This is a genomic window from Pseudogemmobacter hezensis (assembly GCF_013155295.1).
Taxonomy (GTDB): Bacteria; Pseudomonadota; Alphaproteobacteria; order Rhodobacterales; family Rhodobacteraceae; genus Pseudogemmobacter; species Pseudogemmobacter hezensis.
This window is the reverse complement of record NZ_JABJXT010000005.1, coordinates 181,847-202,653: the sequence shown is the minus strand read 5'-3', so window position 1 is coordinate 202,653 and position 20,807 is coordinate 181,847. Positions and strand designations below refer to the sequence as shown.

21 protein-coding genes and 3 pseudogenes are annotated in these 20,807 nt (G+C 61.4%); 14 read left to right on the top strand and 10 right to left on the bottom strand.

The window, feature by feature from the left end:
• Positions 1-3: 3 nt before the first annotated feature.
• The 5 genes from HOY34_RS07820 (at position 4) to HOY34_RS07800 (ending at position 7,095) form a co-directional block, all read left to right on the top strand.
• On the top strand, positions 4-1,404 hold the full coding sequence (locus tag HOY34_RS07820) for a bifunctional enoyl-CoA hydratase/phosphate acetyltransferase (protein WP_172361544.1): 1,401 nt from the start codon (positions 4-6) through the stop codon (positions 1,402-1,404).
• Complete coding sequence (locus HOY34_RS07815; RefSeq protein WP_172361542.1) at positions 1,401-2,579, top strand: acetate/propionate family kinase; 1,179 nt, start codon at positions 1,401-1,403, stop codon at positions 2,577-2,579. The genes HOY34_RS07820 and HOY34_RS07815 overlap by 4 nt, the downstream gene beginning before the upstream one ends.
• Positions 2,576-3,349, top strand: a complete 774-nt coding sequence (fabI, locus tag HOY34_RS07810; RefSeq protein WP_172361540.1) for an enoyl-ACP reductase FabI — start codon at positions 2,576-2,578, stop codon at positions 3,347-3,349. The genes HOY34_RS07815 and fabI overlap by 4 nt, the downstream gene beginning before the upstream one ends.
• 124 nt (positions 3,350-3,473) lie before the next feature.
• Entirely contained in the window at positions 3,474-6,170 is a 2,697-nt protein-coding gene (locus tag HOY34_RS07805; RefSeq protein WP_172361538.1) for a cation-transporting P-type ATPase, read from the top strand.
• A 274-nt stretch (positions 6,171-6,444) separates the two neighbouring features.
• The gene (locus HOY34_RS07800; RefSeq protein ID WP_172361536.1) at positions 6,445-7,095 is read left to right on the top strand and encodes a YoaK family protein; all 651 of its coding nucleotides are present in this window, start codon (positions 6,445-6,447) and stop codon (positions 7,093-7,095) included.
• Positions 7,096-7,369: 274 nt separating this feature from the next.
• Here the strand turns inward: HOY34_RS07800 and HOY34_RS07795 are convergent, their stop codons facing one another.
• Positions 7,370-7,663, bottom strand: a complete 294-nt coding sequence (locus HOY34_RS07795; protein ID WP_172361534.1) for a hypothetical protein — start codon at positions 7,661-7,663, stop codon at positions 7,370-7,372.
• A 205-nt stretch (positions 7,664-7,868) separates the two neighbouring features.
• Here HOY34_RS07795 and HOY34_RS07790 point away from each other — a divergent pair, with 205 nt between their 5' ends.
• The 6 genes from HOY34_RS07790 (at position 7,869) to HOY34_RS07765 (ending at position 10,570) form a co-directional block, all read left to right on the top strand.
• Positions 7,869-9,068 carry a DUF932 domain-containing protein gene (locus tag HOY34_RS07790; RefSeq protein ID WP_172361532.1) on the top strand — a complete coding sequence of 400 codons (1,200 nt, stop codon included), beginning with the start codon at positions 7,869-7,871 and terminating at the stop codon, positions 9,066-9,068.
• Between the two features lie 167 nt (positions 9,069-9,235).
• Positions 9,236-9,436, top strand: a complete 201-nt coding sequence (locus HOY34_RS07785) for a hypothetical protein (RefSeq protein WP_172361530.1) — start codon at positions 9,236-9,238, stop codon at positions 9,434-9,436.
• Positions 9,429-9,869: a JAB domain-containing protein gene (locus HOY34_RS07780; protein WP_172361528.1), complete on the top strand. Its 441-nt coding sequence runs from the start codon at positions 9,429-9,431 to the stop codon at positions 9,867-9,869. Before HOY34_RS07785 ends, HOY34_RS07780 begins: the two co-directional genes overlap by 8 nt.
• A complete protein-coding gene (locus tag HOY34_RS07775) occupies positions 9,869-10,045 on the top strand; it encodes a hypothetical protein (protein WP_172361526.1) in 177 nt (58 codons plus the stop codon). Before HOY34_RS07780 ends, HOY34_RS07775 begins: the two co-directional genes overlap by 1 nt.
• Positions 10,038-10,331, top strand: a complete 294-nt coding sequence (locus HOY34_RS07770; RefSeq protein WP_172361524.1) for a hypothetical protein — start codon at positions 10,038-10,040, stop codon at positions 10,329-10,331. Before HOY34_RS07775 ends, HOY34_RS07770 begins: the two co-directional genes overlap by 8 nt.
• Positions 10,328-10,570 carry a hypothetical protein gene (locus tag HOY34_RS07765; RefSeq protein ID WP_172361522.1) on the top strand — a complete coding sequence of 81 codons (243 nt, stop codon included), beginning with the start codon at positions 10,328-10,330 and terminating at the stop codon, positions 10,568-10,570. Before HOY34_RS07770 ends, HOY34_RS07765 begins: the two co-directional genes overlap by 4 nt.
• A 9-nt stretch (positions 10,571-10,579) precedes the next feature.
• On the opposite strand, the gene HOY34_RS22585 is transcribed toward HOY34_RS07765, so the two are convergent.
• From HOY34_RS22585 to HOY34_RS07740, 5 genes and pseudogenes are all read right to left on the bottom strand, one after another.
• The gene (locus HOY34_RS22585; protein WP_172361520.1) at positions 10,580-10,858 is read right to left on the bottom strand and encodes an HU family DNA-binding protein; all 279 of its coding nucleotides are present in this window, start codon (positions 10,856-10,858) and stop codon (positions 10,580-10,582) included.
• An 88-nt stretch (positions 10,859-10,946) separates the two neighbouring features.
• On the bottom strand, positions 10,947-11,630 hold the full coding sequence (locus HOY34_RS07755) for a hypothetical protein (protein WP_216654679.1): 684 nt from the start codon (positions 11,628-11,630) through the stop codon (positions 10,947-10,949).
• A complete protein-coding gene (locus tag HOY34_RS07750) occupies positions 11,578-11,853 on the bottom strand; it encodes a hypothetical protein (protein WP_172361516.1) in 276 nt (91 codons plus the stop codon). The genes HOY34_RS07755 and HOY34_RS07750 overlap by 53 nt, the downstream gene beginning before the upstream one ends.
• Before the next feature lie 49 nt (positions 11,854-11,902).
• Positions 11,903-12,352 (bottom strand): universal stress protein, encoded by a 450-nt coding sequence (locus tag HOY34_RS07745; protein ID WP_172361514.1) that lies wholly within the window; start codon positions 12,350-12,352, stop codon positions 11,903-11,905.
• Positions 12,353-12,653: 301 nt separating this feature from the next.
• A pseudogene (locus tag HOY34_RS07740) lies at positions 12,654-13,163 on the bottom strand (transposase); the annotation flags it as partial.
• Positions 13,164-13,332: 169 nt separating this feature from the next.
• Here HOY34_RS07740 and istA point away from each other — a divergent pair.
• Both istA and istB read left to right on the top strand, forming a co-directional pair.
• Entirely contained in the window at positions 13,333-14,820 is a 1,488-nt protein-coding gene (istA, locus tag HOY34_RS07735; protein ID WP_172361652.1) for an IS21 family transposase, read from the top strand.
• Positions 14,820-15,514: pseudogene (gene istB, locus HOY34_RS07730) on the top strand (IS21-like element helper ATPase IstB). The gene istA and the pseudogene istB overlap by 1 nt, the downstream one beginning before the upstream one ends.
• 135 nt (positions 15,515-15,649) lie before the next feature.
• Here the strand turns inward: istB and HOY34_RS07725 are convergent.
• From HOY34_RS07725 to HOY34_RS07710, 4 genes and pseudogenes are all read right to left on the bottom strand, one after another.
• Positions 15,650-16,513 (bottom strand): annotated as a pseudogene (locus HOY34_RS07725) (transposase); the annotation flags it as partial.
• A gap of 732 nt (positions 16,514-17,245) precedes the next feature.
• Positions 17,246-17,599, bottom strand: a complete 354-nt coding sequence (locus HOY34_RS07720; protein WP_172361510.1) for a hypothetical protein — start codon at positions 17,597-17,599, stop codon at positions 17,246-17,248.
• Positions 17,600-17,911: 312 nt separating this feature from the next.
• Complete coding sequence (gene groL / locus HOY34_RS07715) at positions 17,912-19,492, bottom strand: chaperonin GroEL (protein WP_172361508.1); 1,581 nt, start codon at positions 19,490-19,492, stop codon at positions 17,912-17,914.
• A gap of 130 nt (positions 19,493-19,622) precedes the next feature.
• Positions 19,623-19,832 carry a hypothetical protein gene (locus HOY34_RS07710; RefSeq protein WP_436645103.1) on the bottom strand — a complete coding sequence of 70 codons (210 nt, stop codon included), beginning with the start codon at positions 19,830-19,832 and terminating at the stop codon, positions 19,623-19,625.
• A gap of 178 nt (positions 19,833-20,010) precedes the next feature.
• On the opposite strand from HOY34_RS07710, the gene HOY34_RS07705 reads away from it, so the two are divergent.
• Positions 20,011-20,745 (top strand): Crp/Fnr family transcriptional regulator, encoded by a 735-nt coding sequence (locus HOY34_RS07705; protein WP_172361504.1) that lies wholly within the window; start codon positions 20,011-20,013, stop codon positions 20,743-20,745.
• Positions 20,746-20,807: the final 62 nt, after the last annotated feature.

Genomic DNA, 20,807 nt, shown 5'->3' with positions numbered 1-20,807 from the left:
CTGATGACAATGCAGCCTTTGACCAACCGGACGTTCGAGCAACTGAAGATCGGCGACCATGCTTCCGTGACCCGTACGGTCGGTCAGGATGATATCGGGCTTTTTGCCGCCGTTTCGGGCGACATCAACCCTGCGCATCTTGATGCCGGTTTCGCGGCCAGTGGTCCGTTCGGCCATATTGTTGCCCATGGCATGTGGACGGCCGCGCTGGTCTCGGCGGTGCTGGGTACCCGCCTGCCCGGGCCGGGCACTATCTATCTGGGGCAGGAAGTCCGTTTTCTGCGCCCCGTGTCGCCGGGCGACTCCATCACCGCCGAAGTGCGTGTGGTGGAAAAAGCCGAGGCGCATCACATCGTCCGGCTGACAACCACCTGCACCAATCAGCGCGGTGAACAGGTGCTGGAAGGGGTGGCGACAGTTATGGCGCCCCTGACCGGAATCGTCTGGGAGCCAGGCCGTCCACCAGAGGCGGTTCTGCTGCCCGCCAGCCGCTATGACCGCTTTATCGCGGAGGCGCGCAACCTGCCGCCAGTCGCCGCCGGAATCGTTCATCCCTGCTCGAAGGCCGCAATCCTCGGGGCAGCGGAGGTTCGCGACGAGGGGCTCTTAGTGCCCCTGCTGATCGGTCCCGAGGCAAAGATCCGCGCTGTCGCCGAAGAGGCCGGGGTGTCGCTCGACGGTATGGAGATCGAGAATACCGAGCACAGCCATGCCGCTGCCGCCCGTGCGGTGGAACTGGCGGTTGCGGGGCGGGTGTCGCTGCTGGTCAAGGGCAGCCTGCATACCGATGAATTGCTGGGTGCGGTGGTATCGAAAACCTCTGGCCTGCGCACGGAACGGCGGATCAGCCATGTCTATGCCATGGACGTGCCCGCCTATGGCAAGCCGGTGATCGTGACCGACGCGGCGATCAACATCCTGCCAACGCTGGAGCAGAAGCGCGACATCTGCCAGAATGCCGTTGATCTGCTGCGCCTTCTGGGAATGGATCAGCCGAAGGTCGCGGTTCTGGCAGCGGTCGAGACGGTGAACCCCGCGATGCCCGCCACCCTTGATGCCGCCGCGCTGACGGTCATGGCCGCGCGAGGCCAGATCACTGGCGCGCTGGTCGATGGGCCGCTGGCATTCGACAATGCCATCAGTCCCGAGGCGGCCTTGACCAAAGGAATTACCTCGCCCGTTGCGGGGCAGGCAGATGTGCTTCTGGTGCCGGACTTGGAGGCCGGAAACATGCTGGCCAAGCAGTTGATCTATTTTGCCGGGGCGACCGCAGCGGGGCTGGTCCTCGGCGCGCGGGTGCCGATCGTGCTGACCAGCCGGTCGGACCCGCTCTCCGCGCGGATCGCCTCGGCGGCGCTGGCCAAGCTCGCGGTGGTGCGCAAGGCCGAGAGGGGGCTGGCATGAAGGGCGGCGATCTGATCCTGACGTTCAATGCCGGCTCATCAACCATCAAGCTGGGCTTTTACGAGATTGTCGGCGACACCACGCGGTCCATCGCGCGCGGTGTGATCGACTTTCGCGATGACCCGTTCGAAATCCGCCTGAGCCGGTATGGCCGACATCTTTCTATGCCGCTTACCGCAGCGGAGGACGATCTGACGGCAGTGCTGTATCAATCCTTCAACTGGCTGTCCGCGCAGTTCGACTTTGAACGCCTGACTTGTATCGGCCATCGCGTGGTTCACGGCGGCGACGATTTCGCAGGCCCGGCGATCCTCACAGACGAATCTTTGGCCCGGGTCGAGGCGCTGGCGGCCCTGGCGCCGTTGCATCAACCGCAAAGCATTCGACTGATCCGGGCGATGCGCGACCTCTATCCGAAAGTGGTACAGACCGCCTCTTTCGATACCGCGTTCCATGCGACCCACGCGCCAGTGGTGCGCCGCTTTGCCATTCCCCGTGCGCTGCACGATCAGGGCATCAAACGCTACGGCTTTCACGGCTTGTCCTATCGCTTTATCGCGGGTGCGTTGTCCGACATTGGCCTGCAGCCGGGGGCAAAGGTGGTGGCTGCGCATCTGGGCAGCGGGGCAAGCCTCTGCGCGATGCAGGACGGTATCAGCCGGGACAGTTCGATGGGCTTTTCCACCATCGACGGCATTCCCATGGCGACACGATCAGGTGCGCTGGACCCCGGCGTGATCCTGCACCTCATGGGTCCGATGGGATGGAGCCTGCCGGAGGTTGAAGCGATGCTTTACCGCGAAAGCGGGCTGCTTGGCGTATCGGGTTTTGAGGCAGACAGCCGCGAGTTGATGGGAAGCGACTGCCCTGAGGCTGCCGAGGCTATCGATCTGTTCTGTCATCGCATTGCGGGTGAGACGGCACGACTGGCAGTCACGCTTGGCGGCCTGGACACGCTGGTCTTTACCGCCGGGATCGGTGAGCATCAGCCCGCCATACGGTCTATGGTGGTCGAACGTTTGTCATGGCTTGGCCTGACACTGGACCCAGCCGCGAATGCGGCCAATGCCATGCGCATCAGTTCACCCGACAGCCGCGTGCAGGCTTTCGTCATCCCGACCGACGAAGAAAGCGTGATTGCGGCTGAAGCCCATAATCTGAGGAACAGAGCATGACCCCTGTCGCCGATCTGTCCGGCAAGCGCGGCCTTGTCGTCGGTGTCGCCAATGAGACCAGTATCGCAGCTGGCTGTGCCCGTGCCTTTCGCGATGCGGGTGCTGAACTGGCGCTGACCTATCTGAACGACAAGGCCGAACCCTGGGTGCGCCCGGTGGCCGATGCTCTTGGCGCGGACTTGTTCCTGCCCTGCGATGTTCGCATTCCGGGGCAGCTTGAGGCGGTGTTCGACCGCATCGCGCGGGACTGGGGCCGACTGGACTTTCTGCTGCATTCCATCGCCTTCGCGCCGCGCGAGGATTTACATACCAGCGTGGTGAATTCCTCGGCCGAAGGTTTCGCGCAGGCGATGGACGTGTCCTGCCATTCCTTCCTGCGGATGGCCCGCCTTGCCGCACCGCTTATGACCGAAGGCGGATCGCTGATCACGGTCAGCTTCTACGGCGCGGATCGCGTGGTCGAGAATTACAATCTGATGGGCCCGGTCAAGGCCGCGCTGGAGGCAAGCGTCCGCTATGCGGCTGCCGATCTGGCAGACCGCGATATCCGGGCGTTTGCCCTGTCCACCGGGCCGGTCATGACCCGCGCCGCCTCTGGGATTGAGCGCTTCGACGAATTGCTCGACCGCGTTCGCGAGCGCACGCCGACAGGCAAGCTGGTTTCCATCGAGGATATTGGCGGCATCGCCGCATTCCTGGCCAGTCCGGCAGCTGCGCCGATGAGTGGATCGGTGATCTATGCCGATAATGGGTTCCATACGACAGCGTGACTGCGACGACCTGTGCGTTGACCGTTGATAGACAGGTGTAAAAAATCGGGTTTCCGACGCTTTATCTACTGAAACTGAAATTTGGGTTCGTCCGTCCCGGCCGCCCACAGGATGGAGATAACCGATGCCTCAGACACAAGCCGGTCCCCGCGATCTTTCCGGCTCCCATGCCATTCCCGGATCGGCCGTCATCGAGGCCCTGCGCGCGGATGAACATGGCCTGGCCTCCACCGAGGCGTCGCAGCGCCTGACACAATACGGACCGAATGAACTGCCCGGCGCGAAGCCGCGACCGATCTGGCTGCGCCTGCTGTCGCAGTTCAACAACGCGCTGATCTACTTCATGTTGTGCGGTGCTTTGGCCGCCGGTGCCTTGGGGCATCTGGTGGATGCTGGCGTCATTCTGGCGGTTGTGCTGGTCAACGCCATTGTGGGCTTTCTGCAGGAGGGCAAGGCCGAGAACGCCCTGAATGCGATCCGCAACATGATCGCGCCCCAGGCCACCGTGCTGCGCGACGGCCAGCGCACCAGCATGCCCATGGCCGGGATTGTCCCGGGCGATGTGGTGCTGATCGAGGCCGGTGACCGCGTGCCCGCCGATCTGCGCCTGTTGCGCGCCCGGAGCCTGACCATTGACGAAGCCATCCTCACGGGTGAATCCGTCACGGCCTCGAAGCAGGAGGAACCAGTCTCAGACACCGCAGCGATTGGTGACCGCAGCTGCATGGCCTTTTCCGGCACGCTGGTTGCAACCGGACAGGGCACGGGTGTGGTGGTCGCCACCGGGCTATCCACGCAAATCGGTCGGATCTCGGCCCTGTTGGGCGGCGTCGAAGAACTGACAACCCCGCTTCTGAGGCAGATCAATGGCTTTGGCCGCAGCTTTTCCATGGTGGCATTCGTCGGTGCTGCGGTGCTGTTCGCCTTTGCCGTCACCTTGCGGGGCTATGCCTGGGAAGACGCGCTGATGGCCGTGGTCGCGCTTGCGGTGGGTTTGGTGCCTGAAGGTCTGCCGGCGGTCATTACCATCACACTTGCGATTGGTGTTCAGCGCATGGCCGCGCGGCGGGCGGTGATCCGCAGGCTTCCGGCGGTGGAAACACTTGGGGCGACCTCGGTCATCTGCTCGGACAAGACCGGCACATTGACCCGCAACGAGATGACCGTCCGCCGCGTGGTAACGGCGCATGAGACGCGCATGGTCGAGGGCTCGGGCTATGCGCCAGGCACTGCGCGCCTCTACGAGCAAGGAGCGGGTTACCGACCAGGCCTCGCGCTGGTGCGCGCCGCCCTGCTTTGCAACGATGCGCGCCTGCGCCCCGACAGCTGGCAAGTTGAAGGCGATCCGATGGAGGGCGCGCTGGTCACGCTGGCCCTGAAGGCGCAGTTGGACCCCGATGAGGCGCGGGCGGAGTGGCCCAGGCTTGACGAAATCCCCTTCGATGCCGCGCATCGCTTCATGGCCTCGCTGCACCGCGTGCCGCTGGACGATTGCGGCGTGATTTTGGTGAAGGGCGCGCCCGAACGGATTCTGGAGATGTGCGACCAGCAGGAAACGTCAGCCGGTCCGGCCGCGCTGGATGCGGGCTTTTGGACCGACTGCATCGCTGCTGCAGCGGCCGAGGGCGAACGGGTCCTCGGTTTCGCCATGAAGCATGTGGATACGGACAAGGCGGCGCTTGGCTTTGCCGATGTTGAGATGGGCCTGGTCTTCCTCGGGCTGTGCGGCTTCATCGACCCGCCGCGCGATGAGGCGCGCCGCGCCATCGCCGAATGCCATGGCGCGGGCATCGCGGTGAAGATGATTACCGGCGATCACGCGGCCACCGCGCAGGCCATTGCCCGACAGCTTGGCATTGCCGAGACGCCGAGCGTGCTGACTGGACATGATCTCGACCAGCTGTCCGAGGCGGATTTTGCGAGCGCTGTGGCCGGAACAGAAGTGTTTGCCCGCACCAGCCCTGAACACAAGTTGCGGATCGTCCGCGCACTGCAATCGCAGGGCCATATCGTCGCCATGACCGGCGACGGGGTGAACGACGCGCCCGCCCTGAAGCAGGCCAATGTCGGTGTCGCCATGGGCATCAAGGGCACCGAGGCCAGCAAGGAAGCGGCCGAGATGGTCCTGATGGACGACAACTTCGCCTCCATCGTCGCAGCGGTGCATGAAGGGCGCACGGTTTATGACAATATCCGCAAGGTTGTCGGCTGGACCATGCCCACCAACGGCGGCGAGGCGCTGACGGTGATCGCGGCGATCCTGTTCAACTTCGCCCTGCCGATGACGCCGGTGCAGATCCTGTGGATCAATCTGATCCTTGCCGCCACCCTGGGTCTGGTTCTTGCCTTCGAGCCACCCGAACCCGGCGTGATGCGCCGCCCGCCGCGTCGGGCCGCATCCGGCTTGCTGACCCGCTTTCTCGTCTGGCGGATATGCTTCGTCTCGTTCCTCTTTATGGCGCTGTCGCTGTCGCTGTTCTTCTGGGCGCAGGGTCAGGGACGCGATCTGGACTATGCGCGAACCATGGTCGTCAACCTGCTTGTGGTGCTGGAAATCTTCTACCTCTTCAATGTGCGCTACCTGCATATGAGCAGTTTCACCCTGACCGGGGTAAAGGGCACCGGCCCGGTACTGGGAGCCATCGCTATTGTCGTGGTGGCCCAGATCGCCTTCACCTACCTCCCGCTCATGAACACGATTTTTGGCTCGGTGCCTCTCGCTTTCAGAGACGGGGCGCTGATCCTGGTGATCGGCGTGTTGTCCCTGATCCTGCTGGAGGTAGAGAAATACGTGCTGCGCGACCGCCTTGGAAATGACTGACTTGCAGGGGAGAACAGAGGCCTGCGGAACAGAACGCGGGACTTTCAACGATCAGGTCGGATGCCAGCTCATCCGGGAATTCGGCTTGCCGCAGATTCGCGGGAGATATTGAATAAGCGCAAAGCCTCGCCACCGTCCGAGTCTCTTGTCGCGGATACACAACACCTTGACTATCATCAGGTCCAGAATATTGGCTCAGCATCGTCACGCCTCGCGTCCCCTCGTTTCGGCGCGGATTCTGGTTGGTCACCGACGCTCCCGGGGCAGCGATCTTGTGCTCGCGACAATTCTTGCGGCCATCGCGGGTGCAGCCAATGCCGGTGGCTTTTTCGCGCTCGGGCAATATACATCCCATATGACCGGCTATCTGTCGCAACTGGCGGACAACATTGTCCTCGGCAACCTTTGGATCTCGCTCATCGCGGTGCTGGCGCTTGGCGCCTTCGTGACAGGGGCCGCTTTCAGTACATTCCTGATCAACCTGGCCCGGTACCAGAAGAGACAACAACAATACGCACTGCCGATTTCGATCCAGGGGATTTTCCTGCTGTGTTTCGCAAGCGGAGGTTTGTTCACCAGTGAGTTCGGCCGCCTCTTCGCGCTTTGCTGCCTGTGCTTCATTATGGGAATGCAGAACGCGACCATCACCAAGATTTCCTCTGCCCGTATTCGAACCACCCATGCAACGGGCATGGTCACGGATATCGGGATCGAGCTAGGGCGAGGAGCGTACAGGCTCTCCCACGCCGCGAGCCCTGTCGCCCCTGACTGGCGAAAGCTGCGGCTCCTTCTGACACTCCTGTTAGCGTTTTTCCTGGGCGGTTTAACCGGGGCAGTTGGCTACGGGCAGATGGGGTTTCTGTTTTCCCTGCCACTGGGGATGGCTTTGCTCGCCCTCGGCTTGCCGGGCTTGTTCCATCGGTGACTGCAAACCTGCTGACCGACAGCCCCTGAACGAAGCAAGGCGCCGTTGGTGACACCGCCGCAATTTTGACGAGCGGTCTTCAGAGACGCAAACTTAGAAAACCGCTCACCTCTCTCTCGCCGGCTATGCAGACTACCTGCCAGACCGGGGAGGCGGGCTGATCGTCTGACCTGGTTATCCACAGATCTGGTGGATATCGCGGTGCACAAGGACCCTCAGATCCTTATCTGTAAGGCGGTTCCCGGGCGTGATTAACATTTAGGCAAACCCGGTGTCAGCGGTTGCTGTCAAGCCAGCGAGACATCATCTCGCGGTCCCGAAAGCAGGCATTGGGCACTGTCTTTCGCTTGATCCGCGCAAGGCGTTCGGCGAAGGCGACTTGCTTTGAACTCGGGTGGTTGAAGCGCTCTGCTGGCCGAACAGCAGCCTGCGTCTCAATCCAGCGGCTCAGGCTTTGCCGATCCTGTTGGGCATCCCAGGGCAGGATCACCTGATTGCGCAGAGCCAGTTTTTGCGCATAGGCGACCTGCTTCGCAGTGACAGGCAACACTGTACCGGAAACGTCCATGAGAGCCCCCTCAAGGTGAGAGCCAGCATAGGACAAAGGGAGTCGGAATTCAATCATATTGTGTCTTGTTGGTCGATGGGCACAATATGATGTGTTTGCTGTGAGGGGTGCGGTGGGCGCTGCTGGAAAGAGCGAGAGGAGGGAAGGGGAGGGCGGCGGGTTCTGGCCGGGAGAGAGGCTCCCGGGGCTCGCCTGGAGAACAGTCATGACACAGATCCGAAATCTGGAACCGGCACGCCCGGCGCGCAGCGCTGGCTACAAGGTGGATGTCAGCCGCGGAGAGCGGAATGGGCGCGTGTCGTCCGAATGGTTCAGTCGTCCGGATGATGAACGCTATCTGTCGCTGAACGACCTCTGGTCCTCGGTCAAGGGCAGGTCGGAACGCAGCCGCACCCGCATTGTCGAGACGGCCCGGATCCATGTCGACGCCAGCCGCGACAATGCCGAACGGCTCCAACTGATCTTTCCGAAGGCTGACGCGCCGGTGGCACCCACTCATTGGGCATTCGGGCAACTCGCCAGCATGGTTGGCGCGCCGGCGGCCTACCTGCGACAACTGCCCGCGCCGCTGGCCGGGATCAACCTGCAATACGGGCTCTCAAGCAACCGGGTCGAACAGATCAAGACCCTCGAGACCGAAGATGGGCGCCTCGAGCTGAGGGCGGCAACCGGCGTGGACTACGGGCGAATTCTCGATCACGAATTGGTGGAGGCGGTGCAGCGTATTGCCGGAAACGGCACCGGAGACACGCGCTGGAAAGTACCGGGTACCTTGGACTGGTCGACCGGGGTCTATAATCCGGATGTCGATATCACCCGCGACACCACCACGCTTTACGCTTCGGATCGCGATGTCTTCCTGTTCCTGGTCGACGATCACAACCCGATCGAGGCCGGCAAGCTGCCTGATGGATCGCCTGATCTCTACTTCCGGGGGTTCTATGCCTGGAACTCGGAGGTCGGCGCAAAAACACTTGGAATCGCAAGCTTTTACCTGCGAGCAGTGTGTCAGAATCGAAACCTGTGGGGCGTCGAGGAATTCCAGGAAATCACCATCCGCCACTCGAAATATGCGGCTTCCCGCTTCGCGCATGAAGCGGCACCGGCGCTGACCCGTTTCGCAAATTCCTCTCCTGCGGGCTTCGTGAATGGGGTGAAGGCCGCGCGGCAGCAGATCGTGGCCCGGACCGAGGAGGACCGTGAAACCTTCCTGCGCAAACGCGGCTTCTCGAAGGCCGAGACCGGAAAAATCATCGAAACGGTGCTGAAGGAGGAGGGTCATCCGCCCTCGAGCATCTTTGACTTTGTGCAGGGGATTACCCGTCTCGCGCGGGAAAAGACCCAGCAGGACGCGCGTCTCGATCTCGAGGGCAAGGCCAAGAAGCTGCTCGACCGGGTCGGCTGACAACCGGCTTTCCTGACGCTGACCGGCGATGCAGCCCCCTTTTTACGCCGCTCACCAGCTACGCGATGCGTGTCAGTGGCATCGCTTCCCCCTTTCAAACCAGCTCTTCTGCGTTGCCGTTCCAGACGGCGAGGCAGGGGGCTGGTCTTCATTCCATGAGGATCATCATGCAGACTTTTGATGAAAAGGTGGACACCGCCGTCCACGTTGCCTTCGAGGCGCTCGGCCTGTCGGTCGGGGCCAATATCGATCTGGCCTACCGTCTCAATGACTTCATCACCCAGGAATTCCAGTTCGTCCTGTCGGATGACGATGCCGATGAGGATGTCGGTGACATCACTCCGGCCGGAGGGCTGGGGCATGACTGAGCAGGAGCAAAGCGTCATCCTCGAGGCACGCGAGATCCTGTCTCGCTACATCAGCCGGAACCCGATCCTCGACAACTGGCAGGCGGTCATTGACTACTGTGCCGTCACGGTACGCGGCGAGGAAGAGCGGTTCCATGTGCTCTATCTCGACCGGAAGAACCGGCTGATCTCCGACGAATGCCTGGGGATCGGCACGGTGGACCACGTTCCGGTCTATCCGCGTGAGGTGATCAAGAAGGGGCTGCAGTGTAACGCCTCCGCGCTGCTGGTGGTCCACAACCACCCGGCCGGAGATCCCGCACCCTCGGAAGCCGATATCTCCATGACGAAGAAACTGCAGGAAGCCTGCTCGGTCATGGGCATTACCCTTCATGACCACATCATCGTCGGGGCCGGTCGCGAGGTCAGCCTGCGCGCGGCGGGGGTGTTCTGATGTACAGCCACGCTTTCGACTTTGCCTTCGAGGTTGTGTCGCGCGAGCGCGATGCTTCCGACGTCACCCCGGAAATGCTGCGCGCGGCGCTGATCAAACGCGCCAGCACGCTGTCGCAGAGTGAACTCGCTGAGGCCTGCGATTGCTTCGATACCGCAGAGGTGCCCCATGACTGACCGGCCCACATTCCAGCGCCAGCTGCGCACCATCATCGCGCATTTCCGCCGCTACCCGGATCGGCCGGCGCCGACGACTCGCACCCTCGAACTCGCCTTCGAGACCAACAGGGACCATTCCGACGCCATGGCGGCCTGCCTGATGCTCACGCCAGAAATCCGCCCCGGCCTCGATCAATGGAATGTCTTCGGACAAGAGGTCTGGACTAGCAGCCTGGAGCGTCACGAGGGCAAGACGATCCAACAGATTCTCGACGACACCTATCCTGCGGAGACTGCGCCATGACCCTGTTCATCGTGGAAGTGGTTGCGCTGGTCTGCTGGGACGACCTCGATCCCGACGACCTCGACGACGAAGGTCTCTGCACGGTGGACGGGGCGTGGTTGGTCGACGCTGAAGACGAGGAAGCGGCGCTTGACCGCTTCCACGACAGGGCTCCGATTTCCGTGCCCGATGATTTCCTGGTCACGGTGCGACCCCGCCGACCCGAGGACAGTTTCTTGTCGGTGCGGGAAGTGCTGTGAGACCGCTGCTCAGGCCTTCAACGCATCCTTCAATGCCTTGGCTGGCGTGAAGGTCAGCTTTTTCGCCGCCGCGATGGTCACGGTCTCGCCAGTCGCGGGGTTGCGGCCTTCGCGTTCGGCAGTTTCCTTCACCTTGAATTTCCCAAAACCCGGGATCGAGGTTTCTTCGCCTGCGCCAGCGGCTTCTGCCACGGCTTTGAAAACCGCCTCGACGGCAGATTTCGCCTGCGCCTTGGTCAGCCCCTGATCTTCGGCGATCTTGGCCGCGATATCGTTGATGGTGGTCATTCGTGTCGTCTCCAATTGTTCGGCTGTCAAAGTGTCAGATTTGGCAGATCGACGGAATCCTGAAAAACCTGCCGTGAAGGCAGCGCTCTCAGCTGGCCCGCTCGCGGACCATGGGCCGCTCTGCAGGCTGCTCCGGCTCTGGCTCGGCCGCACTTTTATCCCGGATCAGATCCATCGTTCTCTGGCAAGCCGGATCTGCGGATTGCAGAGGCTCGCCGGCACGCTCCTTCAGCTTTGCCATGCTGCTTTGGCTGGTATCGCGCGGGTCCTGGATCGCAATCACCCCGACAGGGCTGTTGCTTCGCATGAACATCTCCAGCCAGGCGCCAAGGTATTCGGTTTCATCGTTGATGATCACGCTGTCTGCCTCGAGGGCATAGACAAGGATCTGTTGTGCCGGGGAGGGTGCCGCAGAAGGTGCGAATGCGCCGATGTCATACCGGGCCATGAGCCATCGCAGGGTGATACAGTAGGCGGATCGCAATGCATCAGGCAGATCCTCTGCACTTTCAGCCGCAACAGGCAGGCGCGCGGTATCGAGGCAGCGCCATTGGCTGGTGGTCTCCGAATAGAACGCAAGCAGATAGCGCATTGTCAGGATGCCCGTTTTTCTGTTGTCGCTGGGGTCGTGGACCCGACCCTGACTTAGGGAGGCACCCTTTCGCTGGCAAGGATGGCATGATGGGTATGGGCGGTAACCCGCCCGACCATCCGTGACTTTAGCGGTTGCCAAAGAGGCGGCGCAGCCATCCCCATGTTTTGCTCCGGGCATTTAATCCCGTGGCTGATCGGCGTGTAATGGCATCACGACCGGCATCGGTCAGGCGATATGTCCTGGCCGTCACAACCCGAAACAGGCCCAGATCTGTCAGCCGCTCGGCAATCGCGCTGGTATCTTCATCGGTCTCGTCGACAAGAGCCAGGATACCATCCGGCGCGCGGTCGGCAGCACCGAGGAGGCGCCGCCATTCTGGTGGCAGATCGGGTCCGGTCATCTTGGTAACGGGTCTCGCCTTCGATCCTGTCTGCGGCTATCCGCAGGGCTCATCGCACGACGAGCACGGGGATCGGGCTTTGGGCGAGCACTTCCGCGGTCTGGCTACCAAGCAAAAGGCGCCCGAGGCCACGACGGCCATGCGATGACATGCAGATCAGGCTGCATTCCAGGGATTTCGCCGATTGAACGATTGCTTCTGCCGCGAATGCGTTCGGCACATGCAGGACCTCGGTCGGGACACCGATCTTGTCCGCGGCCTCTTTGGCAGATTTCAGAATCCCGTCCGCCAGTTCCTTCTGGCTCTCTTCGTCGCCGCCATTCATCTCGACAGGCGTGACCCAGGCACCGCCAGCTGCTGCGGCATAGACCGGGAACGGCTCGGTGACTGTTATGATCGTCACCTTCGATCCAAGCGCCTTCGCCAGCGTCAGCCCGTGATCGAGGCCTTTGGTCGCGGTTTCCGATCCGTCCGTGGAAATCAGGATGTGATGATACATGGTCGTTCCTTGATACTGTCCGGGGAGTATCTTGCATGTGCTGGATCATTCCTGTTTCGCATGCACAGAGCCAATCGCCAAGTCCGCAACGTCAAAGCACCAGAGACGATATCCTCGCAGGCCAGTATCGGCAGGGTGGCAGAGGGTTGGCCACGGGTGGTGGAGGCGTCACCGCAGAACTCGCCGCAGCGGGAGAGCATGACTCTTGGCGACGACGAATGTTAGCTTTGCGGAGATAGTGTTGAAGAAGTAGTTGTTCTTCTCGGAGCTGTCAGCGCGCTGCACCTCCGCCATCGTTGTTTCAGGTGGCGTTTGGCATCATCGGCACCAGTTTCGCCAGTTTCCGCAGGTTCTGGACGGTGGCAGCCAGGAGGAATTCGTCCTTCGCGCCGTTCGGTCCGCGCAGACGCAGGCGGTCGAGCCGCATGATGCGCTTGAGATGGGCGAAGAGCATCTCGACTTTCTTCCTGGCATAGCCTGAAGCTATGTAAGCATCCGTCTTCGCCAATCCCCGGGCATAATCCCGGGCGTCCTCATGTTTGTGCCGGGCGATCCTGCGGGCCTCGACATTCGGCGTGCATTTCGGTTTCAGGGCGCAGGCGGAGCAATCATGCTTGCTGGCATAATATCTGGTAGCACCGTCCTTGCAGACCCCGGTTCGCGGCTGACGCATCTCCCGCCAGTATTTCTTCAGCTTCTTTCCACCCGGGCAGGTATATTCGTTGGCTTCGGGATCGAAGGAGAAGGCCGTGGCCGGAAAGGCGCCGTCGCTGCGCTCGGTCTTGTCGAAGACCGGGATGTGCGGATTGATGCTGTTGAACGGCTTGCAATAAGGACCCCGCTTCTGGGGTGATCGGCGTCCAAAAGGGACCCCACCGACCGGGGGTTGGGTCCATTGTGCCTTCGATGATTATCGGAGGCCGAGCACAGGATGCTGATCGTGGAGAGTGAGCCAGTGAGGCGCCATTGGTTCGAGCCCACTGGCGAACGCAAAAATCAGGCGGCTACATTTTACCGAGAGCAAGGGGATCAAGACGATCTGCCGTGACCTGAAGCTGTCGAAGAAGGTGGTGCGGAAGGTGATCCGCACCGGGATTACCGAGTTCACCTACACCCGAACGGTGCAGCCGCGCCCGAAGCTGGGTGCCTGGCTGGGGGAGCTCAACCGGCTGCTTGAGGTCAACGTCGCGCGGGCCAGCCGGGAACGGCAGTCTCTGACACAGATCTACGAAGAGCTGAGCGGTCTCGGTTATGAAGGCGGTTATGATGCGGTGCGCCGCTACGCCTCGAACTGGGCGCGCAATCAGAGCTCGGGCGCCTCTTCCGCTTTCGTGCCCCTGAGCTTTGCGCCCGGCGAAGCCTATCAGTTCGACTGGAGCCACGAGGTTGTGGTCATTGATGGGGCGACGACCACCATCAAAGTGGCCCACGTTCGCCTGTGTCACAGCCGGATGTTCTTCGTGCGGGCCTATCCGCGCGAGACGCAGGAGATGGTGTTCGATGCCCACGACAGGGCCTTCTCCTTCTTCAAGGGCACCTGCACCCGCGGGATCTACGACAACATGAAGACGGCGGTGGAGACCATCTTCACCGGCAAAGAGCGTCTCTACAATCGTCGGTTCCTGCAGATGGCCAGCCATTATCTGGTAGAGCCTGTTGCCTGCACCCCTGCTGCGGGTTGGGAGAAAGGCCAGGTGGAGAGTCAGGTCGGCACAGTTCGCCAGCGGTTCTTCGCGCCCCGCGTCAGGGTCAAAAGCTACGAAGAACTGAATGCCTGGCTGCTGGACAAGTGCATCGCCTCGGCCAGAACCAGCAAGCATCCGGAGCTGACGGACAAAACCGTCTGGCAGGTCTTTCAGGAAGAGCGCCCACACCTTGTTCCCTATGCCGGGCGCTTCGACGGATTCCATTCGCTGCCTGCCGCGGTGTCGAAGACCTGCCTCGTGCGCTTCGACAACAACAAATACTCGGTTGCGGCAACGGCTGTCGGGCGGCCGGTCGAGATCAGGGCCTATGCTGAGCGGATCGAGATCCGGCAGGAGGGCCGACTGGTCGGAGACCACCCGCGTCACTTCGGCCGAGACCGAACGGTCTACAATCCCTGGCATTATGTGCCTGTTTTGCTTCGCAAACCCGGGGCGCTGCGTAACGGCGCACCGTTCAAGGACTGGGTTCTTCCCGGAGCTCTCGAACAAATCCGACGCAAGCTGCAGGGCTCCTCGGATGGCGACCGCCAGATGGTGAAGATCCTCGGCGCCGTGCTGACGGAAGGAATGCCTGCGGTGCAAAAGGCATGCGCCGAAGCCCTCTCGCAGGGCGTTCACTCCGCCGATGTGATCCTCAATATCCTGTCTCGCAGGCGCGATCCGGAGCCACCACCGCTCCTGCTGACCTCTCCGGCCTTGCGCCTGACCCATGAGCCTGTGGCGGACTGCGCCCGTTATGACCTGCTACGGAGGGCCAGCTGATGGATCGGGCTGACATCATGGCCGCAATGGGCGAGTTGAAGCTCTACGGGATGCGCGCCGCCAGCATGAACCCCGCCAGATCGTTGGAGATCTTTTGGCCGCAGAGATCAACGAGAAGAAAGCGCGGTCGGTCAAATACCAGATCACCACCGCCAAGCTGCCCTATGCCCGGGAGATCGAGGAGTTCACCTTCGATGACACCCCGATCAACGAGACCCTGGTGCGTGATCTGGCCAGCGGGGAATTCCTCAGCCAACAGCGCAATGTCGTGCTGGTTGGCGGCACGGGGACCGGCAAGACCCATATCTCCGTGGCCATCGCGCGCGCGGTCATCCGCAATGGTGCCCGGGGCAGGTTCTTCAATGTCGTCGATCTGGTGAACAGGCTGGAGGCCGAGGCCCGTGCTGGACGGGCGGGCCGGCTTGCAGAACATCTGATGCGGCTCGACTTCGTCATCCTTGATGAACTCGGATACCTCCCATTCGCGCAGTCCGGCGGCCAGTTGCTGTTCCATCTGATCAGCAAGCTCTACGAGCAGACTTCCGTCATCGTCACCACCAACCTGGCATTCGGCGAGTGGCCAACCGTCTTTGGGGACGCGAAGATGACCACCGCGCTGCTCGATCGCCTCACCCATCATTGCGACATCGTCGAGACCGGCAACGACAGCTGGCGCATCAAAACCCGAGCCTGAACCCCCTCCGAAACGCAGGCCCGTGTCGGCTGCGCCAGCTGGAAAGCTACGCCGCCACGGGCCTGCTCACCCGCGCGCCAAAGGGGTCACTTTTGGGCGCCGATCGGGGGGCCCGTTTGGATGCCGATTGACATTGATGCCCTGTTCATCAACCAGCCAGCCCAACATCTCGCCCGCTCCATAGGCGGTATCGGCGACCAGCGTTTCTGGATGCAGGCCGAACGTGTCCTCGGTGCGCATGAGCATATCACGCACCGATCCGACCTCGGCCTGACGCACCGGTGCGGTCGCCTCGACATCCAAGATAATCGCATGCTCCAGATCGACGAGATAGTTGGTGCTGTAAGCAAAGAAGGGACGATCACCGTTTGCCCCGGTAAAACGAGCGGCCGGATCACTGGGAGACAGCGTTTTGGGGTGCACTGGTGTCGCGGCGCCGAAGGCCGCATCATCAAGGGTATCGAGGTATTCCTGCGCAGCCCGGCTGATGTTCTCGCCTGCGGACCAGTCTTCGGTCTGCACCTTGCTGTAGCGGCTCGCATCGGCCTTGATCAGAGAGGCATCCGCGCCGAACAGTCGGCCAGCAACAAGCCCTTCCGCGATGCACCGGGCCAGAACGGTCTCAAAGATCCGGCGCAGCAGATCGCAATCGCGGAACCGACCGTGGCGGTTTTTCGAGAACGTCGAGTGATCCGGAACCCGATCTGTCAGATCCAGGCGGCAGAACCAGCGATAGGCCAGGTTCAGCCCGACTTCCTCACACAGCCGCCGCTCGGACCGGATTCCGTAGCAATAGCCGACCATCAGCATGCGGATCATCAGCTCTGGGTCAACAGAGGGACGCCCGGCCGAGCTATAGGAAGAGGCAAGCAATGGCCGAACCGCTGACAAATCGACAAAGCGATCCATCGACCGCAGCAGGTGATCAGGCGGCACCATGGCGTCGAGCGAAAACTCGTAGAAAAGCTGACCTTGAGCGATCTGACGAGGACCCATCATTGCCGCCACCCCTATGCTTTTCCAAAGTGAATCAGCTCAAAGGCCGACCGGCAACAGGGTTTTTCAACAGTATCCGGACGTAGCTGCCGTCAGCAGGTGGCGCGCGACGAAGAGCCGCATCGCCCCCGGACCAACCCTCAGGGCGGAAAGCGGCCTGACGGCGGTGCGGCATGGCAGGTGCATCAAACCTTGCAGGGCAGCCCTTCTCGAAACCTCATCCAACCGATCACTTCGCGAGAACGCATAGCTCATCGTCAGACCTTCGGAGGCCCTTTGTTGCTGCTCCAGCGGTTCCGGGATCGCTCGAGGTGAGAGTTCTCAGGCAAGGCGATTCTAGTGCAAGTGGCACCATCCTGTTCGATCCTGGTTTGCAGCGTAAACCCTGGCCGTAGGTGCTCGTATCAGGGAATGCATTTTCTGGGACCGTGACAAGCTCACAATGCCCACGAACCTCAGAGAGCGGGCGCTTGCATCGCCAAGCCTGGGCCATCACTGGCATTGGTCGGATCGGCATAGGATACTCGTGTCTGACGTTGCGATGTAGCCACGCTCACACTCCCACCCGCTCTCGGAAGGACTGCCTGTCAGAAACGCGTGCTCTGGCACTGCGATCCTGTCACAACTGTCACGCAGCTTCCGAAACCTCGTTCACAGTCCCATCCTGAGCCCGGCCGAACACGAGGCCTCGCTAGCCGTGCCAGCGCCTTGCTCTCAAGATGGGATGGGACCTGATCAGGCGGCGGGAAGCTCCAGCGCGGCCAGGCAGGCAGTCGCAAGATCGCGATTTGGCGCGTCACTTCCAGGCATTGTCGCCCAACCGGTTGCGATAAGCGCATCGCGCCTTCTGGGGGATGTCGCTTGCTGGATCGTGGCGATCTTGCTGACCCGTTCCGGATCGGTCGTGGACATCGCCAGACAGACCGGAACCAGTGCGGCAACGGTCTGCTCGGCAGCCGCGGTCTGTGCCAGTCGGCTGGCGCCTCCCGCCGTCGACCATCCTGCCCATCCAAAACCGATCACAGTCACTGCGATACCGCCAACGATGCCACCATAGATGCCGGGCTTGAGCCATTCAGGAGTGTTCATGTTTGCGTCCTTTCAGGATGCTGGCCTCGTGCTCACAGAACATCACTGGATATTTCTGGCGCGAAGCCGGGTACGGTTCAAAAGCAGATGTCGTCGGTCAGCTGATGCAGGTGATTTGTGGCCAAAGGCGACCTGAACGGACTTGATCAACTGAAGCCAATATTACGGGTTGGACGGCCTCGATAGACTGATTGGTGTTAGTATCGCGTGCCCAGGTTCCGGATTTCCTCGGGAATTCCCGGCTTTCGGTGCTACGCAGTGCGAGATCGACGGCTGTGGCGAGACCGCTCACGTTATTTTTTCTCCTACGTCTCACCGGCGTTCGGCGATCATGACCTCGGTCGTGATCAGAAGGCCCGCAATCGATGTGGCATCTTCGAGCGCGATACGCACCACCTTTGTCGGATCCACGATACCGGCCTCGAACATGTCGACGAAGCTTAATGTTTGCGCATCGAATCCGAAGCTGCGACTCGCGGATTCGGAGATTTTTCCCGCGATGACGGCGCCGTCGAGTCCGGCGTTTTCGGCGATCTGCCGCAACGGTGCCTGTAGCGCCCTGCGGATGATCCTGATCCCCGCCTCCTGATCGGCATTGTCGCTTTTCAAATCATTCAACAGATTCCCCGCGAGGAGGAGCGCAACCCCTCCGCCCGGGACTACGCCCTCTTCGACGGCTGCGCGTGTCGCATGAAGCGCGTCGCCAATCCTGTCCTTGCGTTCGGCGACCTCGGTTTCGGTAGCACCACCGACGCGGATCACGGCAACGCCTCCGGCGAGACGCGCCAGCCTCTGCTGAAGTTTTTCTTTTTCATAGTCAGAGGTTTCATCTTCGATCAACGCCCGGATATGGCCGACACGTGAAGCGATTGCCAGCTTGTCACCCTGCCCGCCAATCAAGGTCGTGGTGTCCTTGCCGACGAGGATTTTCGTTGCGGTGCCCAGGCGTGTCATCGTGACATCTTCAAGTCGCGTTCCCAGATCGGCCGAGATCACCTCGCCCCCCGTCAGAATGGCGAGATCTTCCAGCATAGCCTTTCGGCTCTCTCCAAAGCCCGGGGTCTTCACCGTCACAACTTTCAGTCCGGCGCGAAGTTTGTTGACCACGAGCATCGCAAGCGCCTCGCTCTCGATCTCTTCGGTAACGATCAGAAGCCCTTTGTCAGCCTCCAGAACCTCCTCGAGCAGCGACAGCATCGGTTTGAGGGCTGAAAGCTTGCTGTCGAGCAGCAGGACGACACAGTCTTCGAGTTCCACAGCCATTTTCTGAGGATCGGTGATGAAATGGGGGCTCAGATAGCCGCGATCGAACTGCATACCTTCAACCAGTTCGGTCGTCGTCTCCATGCCTTTGGCGTCTTCGACGGTGATGACGCCATCTTTGCCAACCCGCTCCATCGCATCTGCGATCTGTCGACCGATGGCAGCATCACCATTGGTCGAGATTGTTCCGACCCGTGCGATCTCGTCACTGTCGCGAACCGGTCGCGACATGCCTGTGATATTTTTGACCGCAGCTCTGACAGCGCTGTCGATGCCGCGTTTCAGATCCATCGGGTTCAAGCCGGCTGCCACCGCCTTCATGCCTTCCCTGACAATTGCCTGCGCAAGGACCGTGGCAGTCGTCGTACCGTCTCCGGCCTCGTCATTGGTGCGGGTTGCGACTTCCCGAACCAGCCGGGCACCCATATTCTCGAACCTGTCCGAAAGCTCTACCTCTTGCGCAACGGTCACGCCGTCCTTGGTGATCCGTGGAGCACCATAGTCCCGGGCCAGGATGACATTGCGTCCCCGCGGGCCGAGGGTGACCCTGACAGTATTGGCGAGCATATCGATGCCTTTCACCATCCGACCGCGGGCCTCTGTGCCGAAGATAACGTCTTTCGCAGACATGTCGGTCGCTCCTGAAAGCTGGTAATGTGGAAGCAGAACAATAGCCCTGCGAAAGTGTGCATGACGCTCCCGGCGCTCAGTTCTGGGAAAGCGCTATCTGCGGATCTTGCCCGCCTTAATGAACACAGCGCTAAGGCCTTCCAGATGGGCTGATCCCAGCCATGATCACGTTGATCAGGCTGGCAACGCTCCGATGCATTGCGATCTTTGCGGTATCGCCCACGGCATTCTCATGCGCAGCGGCCGCATCACGGAGCACCCCGGTGATCTCGCGCTCAGGCAAGAGGTTGTGGTCGTTCATGGCAAGCAGGAGCGCCTCGCAAATGGAAAGAGCAGCCATTCCTGCGTGATCTGTCTGACCGGGCATCGCGCAACGTCCTTTTGGTGTAGAAGGGATCAGGACACGACAGAATCCCGATGAACTGCCTCATCCTGACAGGAAGTTCTGTCGGCTGGACTGATCCAGAGCAGTCTGCCCGCATCCCTGTCGTAAATTCCGCATTAACCGGGAGAAGCCGTTGAACCCTATCGAAAGCAGTCCGTTGACCCGGAAACTATCGGCCTTCGTCGCCTTGTCCGATGTCGATCTGGAGACTCTTGCGGGTTTTCACCGGCGGCGCAGAACCTTCCTCGCAGGTCATGAGATGATGCACGAGGGCCAGTCGAACGCCTCTGCCTACATACTGGCCGAGGGCTGGGCCTGTTCCTACAAGATGCTGCCCGATGGGGGGCGACAGGTCGTCAACTTCCAGATTCCCGGCGATTTTCTGGGCTTGCGCGGCATCCTGTTCCGAACCTCGGACCTGAGTCTCGAGGCTCTGACGAGTATCGAAGCCTCCGAGGTCTTCGCGCCGGATATCCTTGGCGCCTTTGCCCACGCGCCCCGACTTGCCACCGCTGTCCTTTGGGCCTCATCCCGGGACGAGGCGATGATGGTCGAGCATCTGGTCAATCTCGGCCGGCGCTCGGCGGTGGAGCGGATGGCGCATCTTCTCATGGAACTCGGGGCACGGCTAAACCTCGTGAATGCTGGCGACAGGACTGGATACTCCTGTCCTCTGACCCAGTATCATCTGGCTGATGCGCTTGGCCTGAGCGCCATTCACGTCAACCGGGTGCTGCGGCAACTGCGAGAGGACGGGCTGGTCACGTTCCAAAAGGGCAGGGTTGCCTTCGGCGACTTCGATCGGCTGCAGAGCCTCGCAGGCTTCGATACCGCCTATATGGACCATGAGGGTCCGCTGCTGCGCTGATGACCTGCCTGCAAAGACTGATTCTCGGCCCGACAAGCGTGGCTCCGCAGCCCGCACCCCGG

Bases quoted from the DNA above. Each gene is read 5' to 3' on its own strand.
- HOY34_RS07820 (WP_172361544.1), top strand. From the start codon at position 4: ATGACAATGCAGCCTTTGACCAACCGGACGTTCGAGCAACTGAAGATC.
- HOY34_RS07815 (WP_172361542.1), top strand. From the start codon at position 1,401: ATGAAGGGCGGCGATCTGATCCTGACGTTCAATGCCGGCTCATCAACC.
- fabI (WP_172361540.1), top strand. From the start codon at position 2,576: ATGACCCCTGTCGCCGATCTGTCCGGCAAGCGCGGCCTTGTCGTCGGT.
- HOY34_RS07805 (WP_172361538.1), top strand. From the start codon at position 3,474: ATGCCTCAGACACAAGCCGGTCCCCGCGATCTTTCCGGCTCCCATGCC.
- HOY34_RS07795 (WP_172361534.1), bottom strand. From the start codon at position 7,663: ATGGACGTTTCCGGTACAGTGTTGCCTGTCACTGCGAAGCAGGTCGCC.
- HOY34_RS07790 (WP_172361532.1), top strand. From the start codon at position 7,869: ATGACACAGATCCGAAATCTGGAACCGGCACGCCCGGCGCGCAGCGCT.
- HOY34_RS07785 (WP_172361530.1), top strand. From the start codon at position 9,236: ATGCAGACTTTTGATGAAAAGGTGGACACCGCCGTCCACGTTGCCTTC.
- HOY34_RS07780 (WP_172361528.1), top strand. From the start codon at position 9,429: ATGACTGAGCAGGAGCAAAGCGTCATCCTCGAGGCACGCGAGATCCTG.
- HOY34_RS07775 (WP_172361526.1), top strand. From the start codon at position 9,869: ATGTACAGCCACGCTTTCGACTTTGCCTTCGAGGTTGTGTCGCGCGAG.
- HOY34_RS07770 (WP_172361524.1), top strand. From the start codon at position 10,038: ATGACTGACCGGCCCACATTCCAGCGCCAGCTGCGCACCATCATCGCG.
- HOY34_RS07765 (WP_172361522.1), top strand. From the start codon at position 10,328: ATGACCCTGTTCATCGTGGAAGTGGTTGCGCTGGTCTGCTGGGACGAC.
- HOY34_RS22585 (WP_172361520.1), bottom strand. From the start codon at position 10,858: ATGACCACCATCAACGATATCGCGGCCAAGATCGCCGAAGATCAGGGG.
- HOY34_RS07755 (WP_216654679.1), bottom strand. From the start codon at position 11,630: ATGCCCGGAGCAAAACATGGGGATGGCTGCGCCGCCTCTTTGGCAACC.
- HOY34_RS07750 (WP_172361516.1), bottom strand. From the start codon at position 11,853: ATGACCGGACCCGATCTGCCACCAGAATGGCGGCGCCTCCTCGGTGCT.
- HOY34_RS07745 (WP_172361514.1), bottom strand. From the start codon at position 12,352: ATGTATCATCACATCCTGATTTCCACGGACGGATCGGAAACCGCGACC.
- HOY34_RS07720 (WP_172361510.1), bottom strand. From the start codon at position 17,599: ATGAACACTCCTGAATGGCTCAAGCCCGGCATCTATGGTGGCATCGTT.
- groL (WP_172361508.1), bottom strand. From the start codon at position 19,492: ATGTCTGCGAAAGACGTTATCTTCGGCACAGAGGCCCGCGGTCGGATG.
- HOY34_RS07710 (WP_436645103.1), bottom strand. From the start codon at position 19,832: ATGGCTGCTCTTTCCATTTGCGAGGCGCTCCTGCTTGCCATGAACGAC.